Below are 21,105 nucleotides of genomic sequence, written 5' to 3' on the forward strand. Positions count from 1 at the left end.
CTTCTCCCAAACCAACGTTTATGAAAATGCAGAGATAATGGCTAACTGGCATCATCCACGGTTTTTATTCAGGGGATTGATCATGCTTATTGGCTATGTACGCGTGTCAACAAATGACCAGAACACCGATTTGCAACGTAATGCACTGAACTGCGCGGGATGTGAGCGGATTTTTGAGGATAAAATCAGTGGCACTAAGTCCGACAGACCGGGGCTTAAAAAACTGCTCAGGACACTATCGGCAGGAGACACTCTGGTTGTCTGGAAGCTGGACAGGTTGGGGCGCAGTATGCGGCATCTTGTTACGCTGATAGAAGAGTTGCGTCAGCGTGGCGTGAATTTCCGAAGCCTGACTGACAGTATTGATACCAGCACCCCAATGGGTCGTTTCTTTTTTCATGTCATGGGGGCCCTGGCTGAAATGGAACGCGAACTGATAGTTGAACGTACCATGGCAGGGCTGGCTGCAGCTCGTGCCAAAGGCAGAGTAGGTGGACGCCGTCCTAAGTTGACCACCGAACAGTGGGCACAGATTGGGCGTTTACTCGAGGCCGGAGAATCAAGACAGCGTATTGCACTGATTTTTGATGTAGGCGTTTCTACCATTTATAGAAAATTTCCGGCAAATAAGAGCAATGAATCCCCCTGAATCAGCATTATTTTGATTATCCCTGCAAGTAGACAAATACCGTCATTTTGTGTGAATAACGACACAACTGCGCTTAGCTGTTTGTCAGGCACAATCACTTCAACATAGGGCGAAGCCTAATCCAATCAGGAGGTTCGCCACTATGGCTCAGGATTACCACCACGGGGTGCGCGTTGTTGAAGTCAACGAAGGCACCCGATCTATTACCACGGTGAGCACCGCCATCGTGGGTATGGTCTGCACGGGCGATGATGCCGATGCAAAAATGTTTCCTCTTAATAAACCCGTGCTGATCACTGATGTGCTGACTGCCAGCGGTAAAGCGGGTGAGTCAGGTACTCTGGCCCGTTCGCTGGATGCCATCGCTGACCAGGCAAAACCCGTGACCATTGTTGTGCGTGTGCCGCAGGGTGAAACGGAAGACGAAACCACGACCAATATCATCGGCGCAGTGACTGCTGAAGGTAAAAAAACAGGTATGAAAGCCCTGTTATCTGCCCAGTCACAGCTCGGCGTTAAACCGCGCATTCTCGGTGTGCCAGGCCACGACACCAAGGCGGTAGCTACTGAGTTGCTAAGCGTGGCGCAAAGCCTGCGTGGATTTGCTTACCTGTCAGCGTATGGCTGCAAGACAGTGCAGGAGGCGATCACTTACCGTGAAAACTTCAGCCAGCGCGAAGGGATGCTGATCTGGCCTGACTTTACTGGCTGGGACACGGTGCTGAATGCCGAAGCAACGGCATATGCAACCGCCCGTGCGCTTGGTCTGCGCGCCAAAATTGACGAGCAGACCGGATGGCACAAAAGCCTGTCCAACGTGGGCGTGAACGGTGTCACCGGAATTTCTGCAGATGTGTTCTGGGATCTGCAGGACCCGGCAACCGATGCAGGTCTGCTGAACCAGAACGACGTCACCACGCTTGTGCGTAAAGACGGTTTCCGCTTCTGGGGTTCCCGCTGCCTGAGTGATGACCCGCTCTTTGCCTTCGAAAACTACACCCGCACGGCGCAGGTGCTGATGGACACGATGGCAGAAGCACACATGTGGGCGGTGGATAAACCGCTTAACCCGTCGCTGGCCCGCGACATTATCGAAGGTATCCGCGCCAAAATGCGCAGCCTGGTCAGTCAGGGCTATCTCATTGGTGGGGATTGCTGGCTGGATGAGTCGGTGAACGACAAAGACACGCTGAAAGCCGGAAAACTCACCATCGACTACGACTACACGCCAGTGCCGCCACTTGAAAACCTGATGCTGCGTCAGCGCATCACCGATCAGTACCTGGTGAATTTCGCCAGCCAGGTCAGCGCGTAAGGGGACAACATGGCTTTACCACGCAAATTAAAACACCTGAACCTGTTTAACGACGGGAACAACTGGCAGGGGATCGTTGAGTCGCTGACGCTGCCGAAATTTACCCGCAAATATGAGAAGTATCGCGGCGGCGGAATGCCGGGTGCGGTGGATGTGGATCTGGGGCTTGATGACAGTGCGCTGGACACAGAATTTTCCATTGGTGGTACTGAATTGCTGCTGTTTAAACAGATGGGTAAAGCCACGGTGGATGGCATCCAGCTGCGCTTTACCGGCTCTATTCAGCGTGACGATACCGGGGAAGTGCAGGCCGTGGAGCTTGTCGTGCGTGGACGTCACAAAGAAGTGGATTCCGGCGAGTGGAAGACGGGCGAAAGCAACACCACCAAAGTGACCAGTACCAACAGCTACGCGAAGCTGACCATCAATGGTGAGGTGCTCTATGAAGTGGACCTTATCAACATGGTGGAAATTGTGGACGGTGTGGACCTGATGGAAGCGCACCGCAACGCCCTCGGCCTCTGATATATCTGAACGGCGCGGGATACCGCGCCAGAACCCAATTGACAGGACAGCAAAATGAGCGATAAGCAGACTGAAAAGACCATTCAACTGGATACCCCCATCAAGCGCGGTAAAACAGAAATCACCGAAATTGTGCTGCGTAAACCGCAGTCCGGTGCGCTGCGCGGTACACGCCTGCAGGCCATTATGGATATGGATGTAAACGCGATGATGACCGTGATCCCCCGCATCTCCAGTCCGGCACTGACTGCACAGGAAATTGCAGAGATGGACCCGGCAGATCTCACTGCCATGTCGGTTGAGGTTGTCACTTTTTTGTTGAAGAAGTCGGTGCTTGCCGGTTTACCGACAGCCTAACGGTTGACGATCTGGTGGCAGATATCGCCACCATTTTTCACTGGCCGCCATCCGTTACTGACGTTATGCCGCTGACCGAAGTGCTGGAATGGCGGTATAAAGCGATTCAGAGAAGCGGGGCCAACGATGAGAGATAACAACCTGCGTCTGCAGGTCATTCTTAATGCGGTTGACAAGCTCACCCGCCCATTTCGATCTGCGCAGGCCAGTTCAAGAGAACTGGCTGCTGCTGTCAAAAAATCCCGCGATGCAATAAAGCAGCTTGATCAGGACGGGAGCAGTCTGGACAGCTTCCGAAAGCTGCAGGCAGAAAATCAGAAATTAGGCGACAGGCTGAACTATGCCCGCCAGCGTGCAAATTTGCTCAGTCAGGAACTGGGAGCGATGGGGCCGCCTTCGCAACGTCAGGTTGTTGCTCTGGGCCGTCAACGGCTGGCTGTTCAGCGCCTGGAAGAACGCCAGAAAAAGCTGCAGCAGCAGACGGCGCTTGTGCGTGCTGAACTGTACCGGGCGGGAATTTCTGCGAAAGACGATGCGGGAGCAACTGCCCGTTTAGCCCGTGAAACATCACGTTATAACCAGGAACTTTCGAAACAGGAGGCGCGGCTGAAGCGACTGGGGGAAGCTCAGCGCAGGATGAATGCAGCGCGTGCCAGTTATGCCCGTTCGCTGGAGGTGCGTGATCGTATTGCAGGTGCCGGAGCCACCACCACGGCTGCAGGGCTGGCAATGGGTGCGCCAGTGATGGCGGCAGTAAAAAGCTATACCAGCATGGAAGATGCCATGAAAGGTGTGGCAAAGCAGGTCAATGGTCTGCGTGACGATAATGGCAACCGCACTGCACGTTTTTATGAAATGCAGGATGCCATCAAGGCTGCCAGTGAACAGTTGCCGATGGAAAACGGTGCGGTGGACTTCGCTGCACTGGTTGAAGGTGGTGCGCGCATGAACGTCGCAAACCCTGACGACAGCTGGGAAGATCAGAAACGTGACCTGCTGGCCTTCGCCAGTACGGCAGCAAAGGCGGCAACAGCCTTTGAGCTGCCAGCGGATGAACTGTCAGAAAGTCTGGGGAAAATCGCCCAGCTCTACAAAATCCCCACCCGCAATATTGAACAGCTCGGTGATGCGCTGAACTATCTGGATGATAACGCCATGTCGAAAGGGGCAGACATCATTGATGTGATGCAACGTCTGGGCGGTGTGGCTGACCGTCTGGATTATCGTAAAGCGGCGGCGCTGGGTTCCACCTTCCTGACACTGGGCGCTGCGCCAGAGGTTGCAGCCAGTGCAGCAAACGCGATGGTGCGTGAATTGTCCATTGCCACCATGCAAAGCAAGAGTTTCTTTGAAGGGATGAATCTGCTGAAACTCAATCCTGAAGTGATTGAAAAGCAGATGACGAAGGATGCGATGGGAACCATCCAGCGCGTGCTGGAGAAGGTAAACGCGCTGCCGCAGGACAAGCGCCTGTCTGCCATGACTATGTTGTTTGGTAAAGAGTTTGGCGATGACGCGGCGAAACTGGCAAACAACCTGCCGGAACTGCAGCGTCAGTTAAAACTGACAGCGGGCAATGATGCGCTCGGCTCCATGCAGAAAGAATCCGACATTAACAAGGATTCACTTTCTGCGCAGTGGTTGCTGGTCAAAACCGGAGCGCAGAACACCTTCAGCAGCCTGGGCGAAACGCTGCGCCAGCCGCTGATGGATATTCTGTACACGGTGAAAAGCGTCACGGGGGCGTTGCGTCGCTGGGTGGAAGCTAACCCGGAACTGACAGGCACACTGATGAAAGCATCGGCTGTTGTGGCTGCGGTTACCGTCGGCCTCGGCACCTTAGCGGTGGCGCTGGCTGCAGTGCTGGGGCCGCTGGCAGTGATCCGTCTGGGATTCTCTGTGTTGGGTATCAAAACGTTATCTTCCGTTACGGCAGCAGTAACTCGAACCAGCAGCGCGTTGTCCTGGCTGGCTGGCGCGCCACTGGCACTGCTGCGACGCGGGCTTGCTTCATCGGGCAACGCCGCAGGTTTACTTACTGCGCCGTTGTCGTCTTTGCGCCGCACGGCATCACTGACGGGAAATGTCCTGAAAACTGTAGCAGGTGCGCCGGTTGCACTTTTGCGGTCTGGATTATCCGGTTTACGTGCTGTTGCTGTGATGTTTATGAATCCTCTGGCGGTACTGCGCGGTGGACTGGCCGCCGCAGGCACGGTGCTGCGAGTACTGGCATCTGGTCCACTGGCGATGCTGCGCGTTGCCCTGTATGCCATATCTGGTCTGTTAGGTGCTCTGCTCAGTCCGATAGGTCTTGTGGTTACTGCACTGGCGGGCGTGGCGCTGGTTGTTTGGAAATACTGGCAACCCATCACCGCATTTCTCGGTGGCGTGGTGGAAGGATTCAAAGCTGCGGCAGGTCCCATCAGTGCAGCGTTCGAACCGCTTAAGCCCGTGTTCCAGTGGATTGGCGACAAAGTGCAGGCGCTGTGGGGCTGGTTTACTGATCTGCTGACGCCCGTTAAGTCGACCTCTGCCGAACTGCAGAGCGCAGCGGCAATGGGGCGACGATTCGGGGAGGCACTGGCAGAAGGGCTGAATATGGTCATGCATCCGCTGGACTCCCTGAAATCCGGCGTTTCCTGGTTGCTGGAGAAACTCGGCATTGTCAGTAAAGAGGCTGCAAAGGCGAAACTGCCGGAAAGCGTGACGCGTCAGCAACCTGCGACGGTGAATGCAGACGGTAAAGTGATGATGCCATCGGGTGATTTTCCGTCATGGGGATATGGCTTTGCGGGGATGTATGACAGCGGCGGCTATATCCCGCGCGGGCAGTTTGGCATCGTCGGTGAAAACGGGCCGGAAATTGTTAACGGCCCGGCAAACGTGACCAGCCGGAGAAATACAGCTGCACTGGCTGCCGTTGTCGCCGGAATGATGGGTGTTGCTGCCGCGCCAGCAGAGCTTCCACCGTTGCATCCTTTGGCGCTTCCCGCAAAAGGCGGTGAAGCGATGGTGAGTCGTGCAGCTACTGTGCCGCCCATTTACCGGATTGAAGCACCGACGCAGATCATCATCCAGACACAGCCAGGACAAAGTGCGCAGGATATTGCGCGGGAGGTGGCCCGCCAGCTTGATGAACGTGAACGCAGGCTGAAGGCAAAAGCCAGGAGTAACTACAGCGATCAGGGGGGATACGACGCATGATGATGGTGCTGGGATTGTACGTGTTTATGCTGCGCACCGTGCCGTATCAGGAGCTGCAGTATCAACGCAGCTGGCGACATGCGGCAAACAGCCGGGTAAACCGACGTCCGTCCACGCAGTTTCTGGGACCGGACAACGACATGCTGACGCTTTCCGGTGTTCTTATGCCGGAGATAACAGGTGGCAGGCTGTCGTTGCTGGCACTGGAGCAGATGGCAGAACAGGGGAAAGCATGGCCCCTGATTGAAGGCAGTGGCACGATTTATGGCATGTATGTGATTGAGGGACTGAATCAGACTAAAACGGAGTTTTTCCGCGACGGTATGCCGCGCCAGATTGAGTTCACCCTGTCGCTCAAACGGGTGGATGAATCCCTGTCCGATATATTCGGTGATCTCAGTGCGCAACTGAATAATCTGCAGGACACAGCAACGTCTGCCTTAAGCGATATCAGTAAAACGGTGGGAGGGCTGCTGTCATGAATTTCAGCTCTGAACTGCTTAACAAAGGCAACAAAACTCCCGCATTCAGCATCAGTATTGAGGGCAGGGATATCACCACTGTGCTGGATAACCGCCTGATGAGTTTGACGCTGACGGACAATCGGGGCTTTGAAGCGGACCAGCTTGATCTGGAGCTGGACGACGCCGACGGAAAAATCGTGCTGCCGCGCCGTGGTGCGGTTATTACGCTGGCGCTGGGCTGGAAGGGGCAGCCGCTTTTCCCGAAAGGGGCATTCACGGTGGACGAGATTGAACACACTGGCGCACCGGACCGCCTGACTATCCGGGCGCGAAGTGCTGATTTTCGTGAAACGCTGAATACCCGCCGTGAAAAGTCGTGGCACAAGACCACCGTCGGGGAAGTGGTGAAGGAAATAGCTGTGCGGCACAAACTGAAGATGGCATTGGGTAAAGACCTGTCAGATAAACCCGTGGAACATATAGACCAGACCAATGAGAGTGACGGCAGTTTTCTGATGCGGCTGGCGCGCCAGTACGGTGCTATTGCGTCGGTGAAAAATGGCAATCTGTTATTCATCCGGCAGGGACAGGGTAAAAGCGCCAGCGGTAAACCACTACCGGTTATCACTATCACACGTAAGGACGGCGACAGTCACCGCTTTACCCTGGCAGATCGCGGAGCCTACACGGGCGTAATTGCCAGCTGGTTGCATACCCGCGAACCCGCGAAGAATGAAAGCACCACGGTGAAGCGTAAGCGCAGGACTAAGAAGCAGAAGAAAGAGCCGGAAGCGAAGCAGGGCGATTACCTGGTGGGTACAGATGAAAACGTGCTGGTACTTAATCGCACCTATGCCAACCGGAGCAACGCCGAACGGGCGGCGAAAATGCAGTGGGAACGCCTGCAACGCGGCGTTGCGTCATTCTCGCTACAACTGGCAGAAGGTCGGGCAGATCTCTACACGGAAATGCCAGTGAAAGTCAGTGGCTTTAAACAGCCGATAGATGATGCGGAATGGACCATTACGACTCTGACGCATACCGTCAGCCCCGATAACGGTTTTACAACCAGTCTGGAGCTTGAAGTGAGGATTGATGATTTCGAAATGGAATGATTCTTCGCAATGGAGAACTTTTAAGTTTGCAAAATGGAATAATGCGGTATCATTATTGTGAATTTAGCAAAAATGGGGAGAACTCGAAAAATGATGATTTGCCCACTGTGTGGAAGTGCCGCCCATACTCGCAGCAGTTTTCAGGTATCTTCATTGACCAAAGAACGTTACAACCAGTGCCAGAACATTAACTGCAGCCATACTTTTGTTACCCATGAAACTTTTGTTCGTTCGATTGCAACGCCAAAAGAGTCAAATCCGGTTCAGCCGCATCCAATGAAATCAGGACAGGTGGCGCTCTCTCTTTGACGCTGCCGCCATTTTGTCGCCATCGTTAAAAAACAGTGTTTCTAACATCATGATTTTAAACAGCTTAAATTTCAGGCAACAAAAAACCCATCAACCTTGAACCAAAACGGCGGGGTTGATGGGCTCCACAAATTGGGGACATCAAAGAAAAGCAGTGGCAATAGTTATGACTGACGCCTTGAAGAAAAGTTCTGCTTACCTGCAAAAATTTTTCAATTAAGGGAAAATTTCAGCGCTAACCAAGGCCTGGCCAGACAATGACGATGAGTGTCCCCGCTAATGTCAGCAGAACGTTGGCAATCGCGTAGGTCCCTGCATAACCTAACGCAGGGATGTTGCTGCGTGCGGTGTCGCTGATGATTTCCATTGCCGGAGCACAGGTACGTGCGCCCATCATGGCACCAAACAGCAGGGCACGGTTCATGCGCAATACGTAAGCACCAAACAAGAAACAGATGACAACCGGAACCAGGCTGACTACCAGACCGGCAATCAACATTTGACCGCCGACGGCACCCAGGCCATTACCAATGCCGCTGCCTGCGCTTAAACCGACGCCTGCCATGAATACCATCAGGCCAAACTCTTTCACCATATTCAGCGCACCCTGTGGGATATAGCCAAATGTGGGGTGGTTGGCTCGCAGGAAGCCCAGCATGATCCCGGCGAACAGCAGTCCAGCCGCATTCCCGATGCCGAAGCTGAAATTACTGAACTGGAAGGTGATCATCCCGATCATCAGACCGATGATAAAGAAGGCGCAGAAGGCCAGCAGATCGGTCACCTGACTGTGAATTGAAATGAAGCCGATACGATCGGCAATGGTTTTCACGCGACGAGCATCACCGCTGACCTGCAACACGTCGCCTTTATTGAGTACGACGTTGTCATCAATAGGCATTTCAATCTGGCTGCGGATCACGCGGTTCAGGAAACAACCATGGTCGGTTAGTTTCAACTGGGCCAGGCGACGACCAACGGCATTGTGGTTTTTCACCACAATTTCTTCAGTGACGATGCGCATATCGAGCAGATCGCGATCGAACACCTCTTTACCGTTACGGAAGCTGGGATCGAGGCGAGCATGGGCGTCCGGATAACCCACCAGGGCTATCTCATCGCCCATTTGCAACACTGCATCACCATCCGGGTTGGCCAGAATGCCGTTGCGACGGATGCGTTCAATGTAACAACCGGTCTGGCGATAAATACCGAGTTCGCGCAGATTTTTACCATCGGCCCATGCCACCAGTTCAGGGCCAACGCGATAGGCGCGGATCACCGGGAGGTACACTTTACGATTGGCGTCGGTGTCCAGACCTCGTTCACGCGCGATTTGTTGGGCGCTGGTTTGCAGGTCCTGATGCTGGAGTTTCGGCAAATAGCGCGCACCAACAATCAGACTGACCAGACCAATCAAATAGGTGAGGGCGTAACCCAGGCTCAGGTTATCGAGAGCGCTTGAAAGTTGTGTCCCTGTCATTCCTGAATGGCGCAAGGTATCACCCGCGCCGACCAGCACCGGCGTTGAGGTCATCGAGCCAGCCAGCATACCCGCCGTCAGGCCGATATCCCAGCCAAATAGCTTACCCAGCCCCAGCGCGATCAGCATTGCGCTACCGACCATCACCAGGGCAAGCATTAGATAATTTTTCCCATCGCGAAAAAAAATCGAAAAAAAGTTGGGACCGGCTTCGACGCCGACGCAAAAAATAAACAGCATAAAGCCGAGATTTAATGCATCGGTGTTAATACTAAAGTGCTGCTGACCTAATAATAGGGAGACCACTAAAACGCCAATGGAATTACCGAGTTGGACTGAACCCAGACGTAATTTGCCCAGACACAGGCCCAGAGCCAGGACCACAAATAATAACAGGATGTAATTCCCATTTAACAAATCTGCGACGTTTATATTCACGGAGACTAACTTCTTGTTTACTAGTAAGCTATTGAAAGAAATGGCAATTTACGCTAATGTTTTTGCCAGAAATTAAGGGGCGATAGCATCGTACACAGCCCCGAATAATGCAGTATAACAATATATGCGGTTAGTTTAATCTCATTACGTATCAACGGCTATAAGAATCGTGTGGGTGTGTTTTTGGCATGGAATGCCGAGTTACTTTATCTGACTGGACGCCTGCGGGCGAAAAGAGTGTTCGATAGAGAATGTGTCAGGAGGAACGATTGAAACATAAGCAAAGTTGGGCGAGTGCGGTCTGCTGCTTTGTGCTCTTTATTGTGGTGTGTCTTTCATTAACGCTGAACGTGAAAGGGGCATTCAGAGCGGCAGGGCATCCTGAGGTCGGATTGTTGTTTTTTATCTTACCTGGTGCTGCAGCAAGCTTTTTTTCCCATCGTCGGGAAGTGCTCAAACCCCTGCTTGGTGCAATGTTGGCGGCGCCGTGCTGCCTGTTACTGATGCGGTTCGTTTTTATGCCGACGCGTTCATTGTGGCAAGAGCTGGCGTGGTTGTTTAGTGCGGTGTTTTGGTGCGCACTTGGCGCATTATGTTTTTTATTTATCAGTAGCTTATTCAATCAGCATCAACGGCGGAAAAAGAACTGATGACGCCCTCAAGGTGAGGGCGTAGAAACCGCTATCAGGCGAACAGATTCATGTTCTCTTTTGCCCAAGCTTCAAAATCCGTGCAGCCGCCGATGTGTTTTTGATCGACAAAAATCTGCGGAACGGTTTCAACAGGCTTACCTACCGTCTTTTCCAGATCTGCTTTGGTAATTCCTTCAGCATGGATATCAATGTAGCGGAAGTTAAAATCTTCATGCTCACTGCTTAATTTTTCTGCTAATTCTTTTGCGCGCACGCAATACGGGCACCCTGGGCGACCAAAAATAACGGCAAACATCTCTTTCTCCTCGAACTTATCAGGCCGGATGGCAATACTGGTTATGATGCCGCGATTTGTGACGGATGGAAAGCAGGTTCAGCCTGTTGCTTTGATATCCTCAAGCTATATCTGTTAAACACGGCAAGCCGGAACGTTTTATAATGGAAGCCATTTCGCCGGGAGGCCGCGTATGCGCACAATTGGTGTATTACCCAAAAGCGTATTGATGCTGGAAATAATTGGGATGGTTTTGTTATCGCTGGCGCTGCTATCGCTTAACGATTACCTCACCTTGCCCGCACCGCTTAACAGCCCGTTAGCCTGCGTGGTGATGATATTTCTGGGCGTACTGCTGATGCTCCCTGCTGCGGTGGCGTTGATGTGGCGTGTTGCTCAACTGCTGGCACCGCAACTGATGTCTCGCGCACCCGGTGATTCAACTGATTCAGACAGAGACAAAAGAGATGACTCCAACCATTGATTTACTCCGCAGCCACCGTTCTATTCGCCATTTTACTGATGATGCCATTTCGGATGCACAGCGTGAGGCGATTATTGCCGCCGCTCAGGGAACGTCAAGCTCCAGTTTTCTACAGTGCACGACGATCGTTCGCATAACGGATAAATCCCTGCGCGAATCGCTGGCCACCTTATCTGGCGGCCAAAAGCATGTGGCGCAGGCCGCTGAGTTCTGGGTGTTTTGCGCTGATTTTAATCGTCATTTGCAGATTTGCCCTGACGCGCAACTTGGGCTGGCGGAACAGCTGCTGCTTGGCGTGGTTGATACTGCAATGATGGCGCAAAATGCGTTGACGGCGGCAGAGTCGCTGGGACTTGGCGGCGTGTTTATTGGCGGTTTGCGTAACAATATTGAGCCGGTCACCGAACTGCTGAAGCTTCCGCAACATGTTCTGCCGCTCTTTGGATTGTGCCTCGGCTGGCCTGCGGATAACCCGGATATCAAGCCGCGCCTGCCCGCGTCGCTTGTGGTGCATGAAAACCAATACCAGCCACTCAACAGTGATGTGTTGGCGCAATATGATGAGCAGCTCGCGCAGTACTATCTGACCCGAGGCAGCAATACCCGCCGCGACACCTGGAGCGATCATATTCGCCGTACCATCATTAAAGAAAGTCGCCCCTTTATCCTGGAATATTTGCATAAACAGGGATGGGCCACGCGCTAAAGATTTTAACCCAGTGTATGATACGCCAGCTTTTACCAGGTCATTCAGAGAGGTGCAGGGTGAAAATTGCCATTTTGTCCCGGGACGGAACGCTCTATTCTTGTAAACGCCTGCGTGAAGCGGCGATGCAGCGCGGTCACCTGGTTGAAGTTATCGATCCCCTTTCTTGCTATATGAACATCAGCCCGGCGGCATCCTCTATTCATTACAAGGGCCGTCAGCTTCCCCATTTCGACGCGGTGATCCCGCGGATTGGTTCCGCGATTACCTTTTATGGGACGGCGGCGCTGCGCCAGTTTGAGATGCTGGGTAGCTATCCGTTGAATGAATCGGTAGCGATTACGCGAGCGCGCGATAAGCTGCGTTCTCTACAGCTGCTGGCGCGTCAGGGAATTGATTTACCCATCACCGGAATTGCTCACTCTCCGGACGATACCAGCGACATGATTGACATGGTTGGCGGTGCGCCGTTGGTGGTGAAACTGGTTGAAGGCACCCAGGGTATTGGCGTGGTGCTGGCGGAAACGCGGCAGGCTGCTGAAAGCGTGGTAGATGCGTTTCGTGGGGTGAATGCCCATATCCTGGTTCAGGAATATATCAAAGAAGCGAAGGGGCGCGATATCCGCTGTTTCGTGGTGGGCGATGAAGTAGTGGCCGCCATTGAACGACGGGCTAAAGAGGGCGATTTTCGTTCTAATCTCCATCGCGGTGGTGTGGCGACTATTGCGAGTATCACGCCGCGCGAAAGAGAAATTGCGCTCAAAGCCGCCCGGACGATGGGCCTGGACGTTGCAGGCGTTGATATTCTGCGCGCTGATCGAGGGCCACTGGTCATGGAGGTCAACGCGTCTCCGGGGCTGGAAGGCGTGGAGAAAACCACCGGAATAGACATTGCCGCGAAAATGATCCAGTGGATCGAGCGCCATGCTACTCCTGAATTTTGTCTTAAAATCGGCGGCTAAGCGCAATATCGATTGCGATCGTGGTATGACACGCTCTTTTTGCGTAAGCTGTGCCGGTATTTTTTTCATCAATAGAGGTCGCACATTATTATGACATCACTGGTCGTTCCCACTCTGGATACGTTGCGTCAATGGCTCGACGACCTGGGCATGAGTTTTTTTGAATGCGATACCTGTCAGGCGCTGCACTTGCCACACATGCAGAATTTTGACGGCATCTTTGATGCAAAAGTTGATTTGGTCGATAACGTCATTCTGTTTTCTGCGATGGCGGAAGTCAGACCTTCTGCATTGCTGCCACTGGCAGCCGATCTGTCTGCGATCAATGCCAGTTCACTGACGGTGAAAGCGTTTCTGGATATGCAGGATGATAATCTGCCAAAGCTGGTGGTTTGCCAGTCTTTATCCGTTACGCCGGGCATAACCTTTGAGCAGTTTGAATGTTTTGTTCGCCAGAGCGAAGAGCAAATATCGATGGTGATCCTCGAAGCCGGAGCGCATCAGCTGTTATTTAATGCTGAAGATGATGCGCAAAACAGTACCGCTGAAATTCATTTCCTCCATTAATTCTTCCTGAATCTGGACATATATTGCGCAGCCGCTGCCAGAGCGGTTGCGTATTGCCTGTTTTTATTCTGCATTTAACCTTTCATTAAAGAATTATTCACCTCGATTCAGCGCCTTCCGCTTTATGTCATAGACAATTCCTGCATAAAAAATTGATAAAAGACGTTTTTTAATCTGGGCTATATCCACAATTCCTGGCTAAAGTTATTCTTGCGAAGCTTACCAACGTCATCATTTAAACAGCCCCTTGTGACCTGACCTGTGGCCACAATGTGTGTTGAATGCATAGGCGGATGCCAGCGAGCAACAGCGGCATGAGGAGAGGTCTCTCTTTTCATCGGTGCCGCATGAAAGAATATGCACGTTTCTTGCATATCATTAGAGTGTGACATTTTTGTTCGTTTGTTAACGAACTTTCAGAAGGAAAGAGATTATGACCGCCTTAAATAAAAAATGGTTATCAGGCCTGGTTGCGGGTGCTCTGATGACCATCTCTGCCGGCACGCTCGCTGCTGAACAAAAAACGCTGCATATATATAACTGGTCTGATTATATTGCCCCGGACACGGTGGCTAATTTTGAAAAAGAGACCGGAATTAAAGTTATCTATGACGTATTTGATTCCAATGAAGTACTGGAAGGTAAGCTCATGGCTGGCAGTACCGGCTTTGACCTTGTCGTTCCTTCTGCCAGCTTCCTTGAGCGTCAACTGACTGCGGGCGTATTCCAGCCGCTTGATAAGAGCAAATTGCCGGGCTGGAAAAATCTTGATCCTGAACTGCTGAAGTTGGTGGGTAAACACGATCCGGACAACAAGTTCGCGATGCCGTATATGTGGGCTACGACCGGTATTGGTTATAACGTGGATAAAGTCAAAGCGGTGCTGGGGCCAGATGCGCCGGTTAACAGCTGGGATTTAATCCTCAAACCGGAAAATCTGGAAAAACTCAAAAGCTGCGGCGTCTCTTTCCTCGATGCGCCCGAAGAGGTGTTTGCCACGGTGCTGAACTATTTGGGTAAAGACCCAAACAGTACCAAAGCGGATGATTACACCGGACCGGCAACCGATCTGCTGTTGAAGCTGCGCCCAAATATTCGCTACTTCCACTCCTCGCAATATATTAACGACCTGGCAAACGGTGATACCTGCGTCGCGATTGGCTGGGCAGGGGACGTATGGCAAGCGGCAAACCGTGCGAAAGAAGCGAAAAATGGCGTCAATATCTCCTTCTCAATTCCTAAAGAAGGTGCAATGGCGTTCTTTGACGTATTCGCGATGCCTGCCGATGCGAAAAACAAAGATGAAGCCTATCAGTTCCTCAATTACCTGCTGCGCCCTGATGTGATTGCGCATATCTCCGACCATGTGTTTTATGCCAATGCCAACAAAGAAGCGACGGCTCTGGTCAGCCCTGAAGTTCGTGACAACCCGGGTATCTACCCGCCTGCGGATGTTCGCGCCAAGCTGTTCACACTGAAAGTACAGGATCCGAAGATCGATCGTGTACGTACCCGCGCATGGACGAAGGTAAAAAGCGGGAAATAAACCGATGTTTGGGACATGACCCGGCAGGATTTTTGCCTGCCGGGCAGCGTTGAACCCGGACACATATAACCCGGCAATACGCACCGTTATGGTGCGTTATTTGCACCGTTTCTTTGTTTTATGCCGGAGAGCACCTGAGTGAATGATGCAACCCCACGCCCACAAGCGAAAATCCGCAAGGCGCTGACCCCGCTGCTTGAAATTCGCAATCTGACCAAGTCATTTGACGGTCAGCACGCCGTTGATGACGTCAATCTTACTATCTACAAAGGTGAAATATTTGCGCTGCTCGGCGCGTCCGGCTGTGGCAAATCGACTCTGCTACGGATGCTGGCGGGATTTGAACTGCCGACCACCGGGCAAATCATGCTTGATGGCGTCGATTTAGCGCATGTCCCGCCTTATCTGCGTCCGATTAATATGATGTTTCAGTCCTACGCTTTGTTTCCGCACATGACTGTCGAGCAGAACATTGCCTTTGGCCTCAAGCAGGACAAACTGCCGAAGGCTGAAATCGCCAGTCGGGTGAATGAGATGCTGGGACTCGTGCATATGCAGGAGTTCGCCAAACGCAAGCCACATCAGCTTTCTGGCGGCCAGCGTCAGCGCGTGGCATTGGCGCGCAGCCTGGCAAAACGTCCGAAACTGCTGCTGCTGGATGAGCCAATGGGGGCGCTGGATAAAAAACTCCGAGACCGCATGCAACTGGAAGTAGTGGATATCCTTGAACGCGTCGGCGTGACCTGCGTGATGGTGACACACGATCAGGAAGAAGCCATGACGATGGCGGGCCGTATTGCGATCATGAACCGTGGCAAATTTGTCCAGATTGGCGAGCCTGAAGAGATCTATGAGCATCCGACTACGCGCTACAGCGCAGAGTTTATCGGTTCGGTAAACGTTTTTGAGGGACTGCTAAAAGAACGCCAGGAAGATGGTCTGGTGATTGAGTCTCCTGGACTGGTGCATCCGCTGAAAGTGGACGCCGATGCGTCTATTGTCGATAACGTCCCGGTATACGTTGCGCTGCGCCCGGAGAAAATCATGCTCTGCGAAGCCCCTCCGCCAGAGGGTTATAACTTCGCGGTAGGCGAAGTGGTACACATTGCCTATCTGGGGGATTTGTCGGTGTACCACGTACGTTTGAAAAGCGGCCAGATGTTGAGCGCCCAGCTACAAAATGAGCATCGTTATCGCAAGGGATTACCAACCTGGGGTGACGAAGTCCGTTTATGTTGGGATGCGGACAGCTGTGTGGTGTTGACGGTTTAAGGAGCGAAGATGAGTACACTTGAACCTCCGGCACGCGTGGATAAAGCAGGGCGATTCACGCTGTTTATGTCGCGGCTGCAAATGAAGCACGGGCGCAAGCTGGTGATCGCGCTGCCGTATGTGTGGCTGCTGCTCCTGTTTCTGCTGCCTTTTCTGATCGTCTTCAAAATCAGTTTGGCTGAAATGGCGCGCGCTATTCCTCCCTATACGGACCTCGTTTCATGGGCTGACGATCAGCTATCCATCACGCTCAACTTAGCCAACTTCCTGCAGTTAACGGACGATCCGCTCTATTTCGATGCCTACCTGCAATCGTTACAGGTGGCGGGAATTTCGACAATCTGTTGCCTGCTGCTGGGATACCCGCTGGCATGGGCCGTCGCGCACAGTAAACCCTCAACGCGTAATATTCTGCTGTTGCTGGTGATCCTGCCGTCCTGGACCTCGTTTTTAATTCGCGTATATGCCTGGATGGGGATCCTGAAAAACAACGGCGTGCTGAACAACTTCCTGATGTGGCTGGGTGTCATCGACCAACCGTTGACGATTTTGCACACCAATCTGGCGGTCTACATCGGTATTGTTTACGCCTATTTGCCCTTTATGGTGCTGCCGATTTATACCGCGCTGACCCGTATTGATTACTCGCTGGTGGAAGCTGCGCTGGATTTAGGTGCCCGGCCGCTGAAGACCTTCTTTAGCGTGATTGTACCGTTGACCAAGGGCGGCATTATCGCCGGGTCAATGCTGGTATTTATTCCGGCTGTTGGCGAGTTTGTGATCCCGGAACTGTTGGGCGGCCCGGATAGCATCATGATTGGCCGTGTGCTTTGGCAAGAGTTTTTCAATAACCGCGACTGGCCGGTGGCTTCTGCTGTCGCCATTATTATGCTGCTGTTACTGATTGTGCCAATCATGTGGTTCCATAAATATCAGCAAAAAAGCGTGGGGGAACACGGATGAATAACTTACCGGTCGTTCGCTCGCCGTGGCGTATTTTTATCCTGGTAGTGGGCTTTACCTTCCTGTATGCGCCGATGCTGATGTTGGTTATCTATTCGTTTAACAGCTCGAAGCTGGTGACGGTCTGGGCGGGGTGGTCAACACGTTGGTATGGCGAGCTTTTCCACGATAGCGCGATGATAAGCGCCGTCGGCATGAGTTTAACGATTGCTGCGGGTGCTGCGACGATGGCGGCAATCCTTGGCACCATCGCCGCCGTGGTAATGGTGCGCTTTGGTCGTTTTCGTGGTTCGAATGGTTTCGCCTTTATGATTACCGCGCCGCTGGTCATGCCGGATGTTATTACCGGTTTGTCGCTGCTGCTGCTGTTTGTTGCGTTGGCTCACGCCATCGGCTGGCCAGCGGATCGCGGCATGCTGACCATATGGCTGGCGCACGTCACTTTCTGTACGGCGTACGTAGCGGTGGTGATTTCTTCACGTTTGCGCGAACTGGATCACTCCATTGAGGAAGCGGCGATGGATCTCGGCGCCACGCCGCTGAAGGTCTTTTTCGTCATCACCCTGCCGATGATTATGCCGGCGGTGATTTCCGGATGGTTATTAGCCTTCACGCTGTCACTCGATGATCTGGTTATTGCCAGCTTTGTCTCTGGTCCTGGCGCCACAACGTTACCGATGTTGGTGTTCTCCAGCGTACGTATGGGGGTAAACCCGGAGATCAACGCCCTGGCGACGCTGATCCTTGGTGTGGTAGGAATTATCGGATTTATCGCGTGGTATCTGATGGCGCGAACAGAAAAACAACGGATCCGCGATATCCAACGTGCAAGACGCGGCTGAAAAAACTAAAATCTGCCAACCTGTCTATACGGCGCAGCTGTGGTGGTTGCGCCGTTTTCATGGAAGACGACGCGTTGGGATTTTTTAAGAAATCATCCACATCACATGCTCGCTTAAACGTCCCTGCTTTGGTGCAGGTGGCGGCGCTGGCTATTATCATGATCCGCTGTCTCGATCTGTTGATGATTTTTAATACGCTTGGGTTTCGTGGAACCAGTGAGTTTATTCATCGCAGTGTGCAGACCTGGAATTTGACGCTGGTGTTTCTGGGCAGTCTGGTGCTGCTATTTATCGAAATTTACTGCGCATTTTCGCTGGTAAAAGGACGGAACTGGGCGCGCTGGATCTATCTGTTGACCCAGATTATCGCCAGCGTCTATCTGTGGGCGGCTTCGCTGGGCTACGGATATCCCGAACTGTTCAGTATTGCGGGGGAGTCCAGACGCGAAATCCTGCATACTCTGGTAATGCAAAAACTGCCGGATATGCTGGTATTGCTGCTGCTGTTTGTTCCTGCGTCCAGCAGGCGGTTCTTCCGTTTGCAATAACGTGTATAATCTTGGCCCCCGGTTAATTTGTAGGTCTTTGTATGCAGTGCGCACTATATGACGCCGAACGCTGCCGCTCCTGTCAGTGGATAACACAGCCTGTCGCCGATCAACTCTTCGAAAAAACAGCCGATCTGCAGAATCTGCTGGCCGAGTATCCGGTCGGAGAATGGTGCGCGCCGGTCAGTGGTCCGGAAAGCGCGTTTCGTAATAAAGCCAAAATGGTAGTCAGCGGCAGCGTGGAAAAACCGCTTCTGGGAATGCTGCATCGTGACGGTACGCCTGAGGATTTGTGCGACTGTCCGCTCTATCCTGAGTCTTTTGCGCCCGTATTTGCCGCGCTTAAGCCGTTTATCGCTCGGGCGGGGCTGACGCCCTATAACGTGGCGCGCAAACGCGGGGAGCTGAAATATCTGCTGTTAACGGAAAGCAGATTCGATGGCGGTATGATGCTGCGTTTTGTCCTGCGTTCTGACGCAAAACTGGCACAGCTACGCGCGGCGCTACCCTGGTTGCAGGCACAACTCCCACAGTTAAAAGTGATCACTGCCAATATTCAGCCGGTGCATATGGCGATCATGGAAGGGGAGACAGAAATCTTCCTGACGGAACAACAGGCGCTGGCGGAACGCTTTAACGATGTGCCGTTGTGGATCCGCCCGCAGAGTTTCTTCCAGACCAATCCGGTGGTAGCGGGGCAATTATATGCCACGGCGCGTGACTGGGTGCGTCAGCTTCCGGTTAATCACATGTGGGATCTGTTTTGCGGCGTCGGGGGTTTTGGTCTGCACTGTGCTACACCGCAAATGAAACTGACGGGGATTGAAATCGCGCCAGAAGCGATTACCTGCGCGAAGCAGTCAGCGCAGGAGCTTGGGTTGCAGAATCTGCATTTTCAGGCGCTGGATTCAACCCAGTTTGCTACCGCTCAGGGCGAAGTACCTGACCTGGTGCTGGTGAATCCGCCGCGTCGGGGGATTGGAAAGCCGCTGTGCGATTTTCTCTCTCGCATGGCACCGCGTTATATCGTTTATTCCAGCTGTAATGCGCAAACCATGGCGAAGGATATTCGTGAGTTGCCTGGGTATCGCATTGAACGCGTCCAGCTTTTCGATATGTTCCCACACACTGCGCATTATGAAGTGCTAACGCTGCTCAGCCGACAATAACTGCCATGCCTGATGGCGCTTCGCTTATCAGGCCTACGGAGATATTCAGGGCTGTAGCAATGTAGGCCGGATAAGGCGCTTGCGCCGCATCCGGCAAATGCAACATGCGAAAAAAAAAGCCCGTACTTTCGTACGAGCTCTTCTTAAAATATGGCGGTGAGGCGGGGATTGACTCGCTTTGCTCGCCCCTACGGGGCAGCCCGTTCGCTGCGCTCCCGGTCTGTCCAACTGGCTGCGCCAGTAGTCGAACCCCGGTCGGGGCTTCTCATCCCCCCGCAGATCTGCAACATGCGAAAAAAAAGCCCGTACTTTCGTACGAGCTCTTCTTAAGATATGGCGGTGAGGGGGGGATTCGAACCCCCGATACGTTGCCGTATACACACTTTCCAGGCGTGCTCCTTCAGCCACTCGGACACCTCACCATATTGTATTGCTGCCTGACCGCTTGGGGGGCAACGGGGCGCTACTATAGGGAGTTGCGCTAAAACGGTCAAGCAGAATTTACGTGTTAACTCTCGTTTGGTTACGCAATATACATATTCCTCCGCCCAGGCAGGCGCGGAGGAAAGGATTAGCGCTGAGAGTCCAGTTTTTCGCCGCTGGTCACGACTTCCTGAGCTTTGCTGTAGCTTTCGATCAGCAACTGATAAGCCGGGAAGACTTTGGTATACACTTCCGCCCATTCGGCGGCGTCTTCACGGTTCCAAGTGCCCTGAATTTCAGAAGCGACTGCGGCGGTATCCATCGGCACGACGCCAGCCTGAACAACACGAGCCAGGGTGATTTCCTGCGCCATTTTGCTGTAAGTACCGGAAGCGTCGATCACTGCGAAGACCTTATAGCCTTCCGCAACCGCGCTGATAGCCGGGAAAGCCATGCACACGCTGGTAATTGTACCGGCGATAATCAGCGTTTTACGACCCGTTGCTTTGACCGCTTTCACGAAGTCTTCGTTATCCCAGGCGTTGATTTCGCCTTTACGCGCCACGTATTGGGCATGCGGCGCATTGGCGTGGATCTCAGGGATCAGCGGGCCGTTAGGTCCCTGCGGTACGGATGCCGTGGTAATCACCGGCATCTTCGCCAGAGTCGCCATTTTAGCCAGCGCGGCGGCACGCGCACGCAGTTCTGGCATTGGCATGTCGCCGACGGTCTGGAACAGCCCGCTCTGATGATCGATAAGCAGCATGACGGAATCATTCACATCGATGACCGGACGTGAACCATTAAAGTTTGCAGGACTGGACATATTCTTCTCCT

The 21,105-nt window shown here is 52.9% G+C and carries 23 protein-coding genes and 1 tRNA gene; 20 read left to right on the forward strand and 4 right to left on the reverse strand.

The genetic code is table 11. The features are described from left to right. Positions 1-82 precede the first annotated feature (82 nt). The 9 genes from OGX97_RS10885 to OGX97_RS10925 all read left to right on the forward strand — a co-directional run bounded on the left by OGX97_RS10885 (position 83) and on the right by OGX97_RS10925 (position 7,938). Entirely contained in the window at positions 83-649 is a 567-nt protein-coding gene (locus OGX97_RS10885) for a recombinase family protein (protein WP_000905023.1), read from the forward strand. Positions 650-791: 142 nt separating this feature from the next. After that, positions 792-1,964: a phage tail sheath protein gene (locus OGX97_RS10890; RefSeq protein WP_000046120.1), complete on the forward strand. Its 1,173-nt coding sequence runs from the start codon at positions 792-794 to the stop codon at positions 1,962-1,964. Positions 1,965-1,973: 9 nt separating this feature from the next. Further along, complete coding sequence (locus tag OGX97_RS10895; protein ID WP_001207660.1) at positions 1,974-2,489, forward strand: phage major tail tube protein; 516 nt, start codon at positions 1,974-1,976, stop codon at positions 2,487-2,489. 54 nt (positions 2,490-2,543) lie between these two features. Next, positions 2,544-2,846 (forward strand): phage tail assembly protein, encoded by a 303-nt coding sequence (locus OGX97_RS10900; protein ID WP_001281009.1) that lies wholly within the window; start codon positions 2,544-2,546, stop codon positions 2,844-2,846. A 14-nt stretch (positions 2,847-2,860) separates the two neighbouring features. Beyond that, positions 2,861-2,983, forward strand: coding sequence for a GpE family phage tail protein (locus tag OGX97_RS10905; protein WP_089075784.1), 123 nt, complete (start codon positions 2,861-2,863; stop codon positions 2,981-2,983). Further along, the gene (locus tag OGX97_RS10910) at positions 2,973-6,050 is read left to right on the forward strand and encodes a phage tail tape measure protein (protein WP_286592404.1); all 3,078 of its coding nucleotides are present in this window, start codon (positions 2,973-2,975) and stop codon (positions 6,048-6,050) included. Before OGX97_RS10905 ends, OGX97_RS10910 begins: the two co-directional genes overlap by 11 nt. Continuing rightward, positions 6,047-6,532: a phage tail protein gene (locus OGX97_RS10915; protein ID WP_286592405.1), complete on the forward strand. Its 486-nt coding sequence runs from the start codon at positions 6,047-6,049 to the stop codon at positions 6,530-6,532. The genes OGX97_RS10910 and OGX97_RS10915 overlap by 4 nt, the downstream gene beginning before the upstream one ends. Continuing rightward, the gene (locus OGX97_RS10920) at positions 6,529-7,629 is read left to right on the forward strand and encodes a phage late control D family protein (RefSeq protein ID WP_001011800.1); all 1,101 of its coding nucleotides are present in this window, start codon (positions 6,529-6,531) and stop codon (positions 7,627-7,629) included. The genes OGX97_RS10915 and OGX97_RS10920 overlap by 4 nt, the downstream gene beginning before the upstream one ends. A gap of 90 nt (positions 7,630-7,719) precedes the next feature. Then, a complete protein-coding gene (locus OGX97_RS10925; RefSeq protein ID WP_000972391.1) occupies positions 7,720-7,938 on the forward strand; it encodes an ogr/Delta-like zinc finger family protein in 219 nt (72 codons plus the stop codon). A 235-nt stretch (positions 7,939-8,173) separates the two neighbouring features. Here OGX97_RS10925 and OGX97_RS10930 read toward each other — a convergent pair whose 3' ends face one another. Further along, positions 8,174-9,859, reverse strand: a complete 1,686-nt coding sequence (locus OGX97_RS10930) for an aspartate:alanine antiporter (RefSeq protein WP_003831652.1) — start codon at positions 9,857-9,859, stop codon at positions 8,174-8,176. Between the two features lie 269 nt (positions 9,860-10,128). On the opposite strand from OGX97_RS10930, the gene OGX97_RS10935 reads away from it, so the two are divergent. Beyond that, positions 10,129-10,509 (forward strand): inner membrane protein YbjM, encoded by a 381-nt coding sequence (locus OGX97_RS10935; protein WP_003035356.1) that lies wholly within the window; start codon positions 10,129-10,131, stop codon positions 10,507-10,509. A gap of 34 nt (positions 10,510-10,543) precedes the next feature. Here OGX97_RS10935 and OGX97_RS10940 read toward each other — a convergent pair whose 3' ends face one another. After that, a complete protein-coding gene (locus OGX97_RS10940; protein WP_008784241.1) occupies positions 10,544-10,807 on the reverse strand; it encodes a GrxA family glutaredoxin in 264 nt (87 codons plus the stop codon). Between the two features lie 172 nt (positions 10,808-10,979). Here OGX97_RS10940 and OGX97_RS10945 point away from each other — a divergent pair, with 172 nt between their 5' ends. From OGX97_RS10945 to rlmC, 10 genes are all read left to right on the forward strand, one after another. Then, complete coding sequence (locus OGX97_RS10945) at positions 10,980-11,270, forward strand: DUF1418 family protein (RefSeq protein ID WP_008784242.1); 291 nt, start codon at positions 10,980-10,982, stop codon at positions 11,268-11,270. Next, entirely contained in the window at positions 11,254-11,976 is a 723-nt protein-coding gene (nfsA, locus tag OGX97_RS10950; protein WP_008784243.1) for a nitroreductase NfsA, read from the forward strand. Before OGX97_RS10945 ends, nfsA begins: the two co-directional genes overlap by 17 nt. Before the next feature lie 59 nt (positions 11,977-12,035). Next, positions 12,036-12,938, forward strand: coding sequence for a 30S ribosomal protein S6--L-glutamate ligase (rimK, locus tag OGX97_RS10955; RefSeq protein WP_003831660.1), 903 nt, complete (start codon positions 12,036-12,038; stop codon positions 12,936-12,938). A gap of 90 nt (positions 12,939-13,028) precedes the next feature. Next, a complete protein-coding gene (locus OGX97_RS10960; RefSeq protein WP_235124428.1) occupies positions 13,029-13,505 on the forward strand; it encodes a YbjN domain-containing protein in 477 nt (158 codons plus the stop codon). A gap of 433 nt (positions 13,506-13,938) precedes the next feature. Next, positions 13,939-15,051 carry a spermidine/putrescine ABC transporter substrate-binding protein PotF gene (gene potF / locus OGX97_RS10965; protein ID WP_213752064.1) on the forward strand — a complete coding sequence of 371 codons (1,113 nt, stop codon included), beginning with the start codon at positions 13,939-13,941 and terminating at the stop codon, positions 15,049-15,051. Positions 15,052-15,189: 138 nt separating this feature from the next. Further along, positions 15,190-16,323 carry a putrescine ABC transporter ATP-binding subunit PotG gene (potG, locus tag OGX97_RS10970; RefSeq protein ID WP_008784245.1) on the forward strand — a complete coding sequence of 378 codons (1,134 nt, stop codon included), beginning with the start codon at positions 15,190-15,192 and terminating at the stop codon, positions 16,321-16,323. A gap of 9 nt (positions 16,324-16,332) precedes the next feature. After that, complete coding sequence (gene potH / locus OGX97_RS10975) at positions 16,333-17,286, forward strand: putrescine ABC transporter permease PotH (protein ID WP_003831667.1); 954 nt, start codon at positions 16,333-16,335, stop codon at positions 17,284-17,286. Continuing rightward, the gene (potI, locus tag OGX97_RS10980; RefSeq protein WP_008784246.1) at positions 17,283-18,128 is read left to right on the forward strand and encodes a putrescine ABC transporter permease PotI; all 846 of its coding nucleotides are present in this window, start codon (positions 17,283-17,285) and stop codon (positions 18,126-18,128) included. The genes potH and potI overlap by 4 nt, the downstream gene beginning before the upstream one ends. Positions 18,129-18,187: 59 nt before the next feature. After that, complete coding sequence (locus tag OGX97_RS10985; protein WP_003035378.1) at positions 18,188-18,676, forward strand: YbjO family protein; 489 nt, start codon at positions 18,188-18,190, stop codon at positions 18,674-18,676. Positions 18,677-18,717: 41 nt separating this feature from the next. Then, entirely contained in the window at positions 18,718-19,845 is a 1,128-nt protein-coding gene (gene rlmC, locus OGX97_RS10990) for a 23S rRNA (uracil(747)-C(5))-methyltransferase RlmC (protein WP_032942821.1), read from the forward strand. 334 nt (positions 19,846-20,179) lie between these two features. On the opposite strand, the gene OGX97_RS10995 is transcribed toward rlmC, so the two are convergent. Then, positions 20,180-20,267 (reverse strand) — tRNA-Ser (locus OGX97_RS10995). 149 nt (positions 20,268-20,416) lie between these two features. Then, on the reverse strand, positions 20,417-21,094 hold the full coding sequence (locus OGX97_RS11000; protein ID WP_003831673.1) for an isochorismatase family protein: 678 nt from the start codon (positions 21,092-21,094) through the stop codon (positions 20,417-20,419). Between the last annotated feature and the right edge of the window lie 11 nt (positions 21,095-21,105).

Origin of the sequence: Citrobacter sp. Cpo061 (assembly GCF_030332845.1) — a bacterium.
Lineage (GTDB): Bacteria > Pseudomonadota > Gammaproteobacteria > Enterobacterales > Enterobacteriaceae > Citrobacter > Citrobacter portucalensis.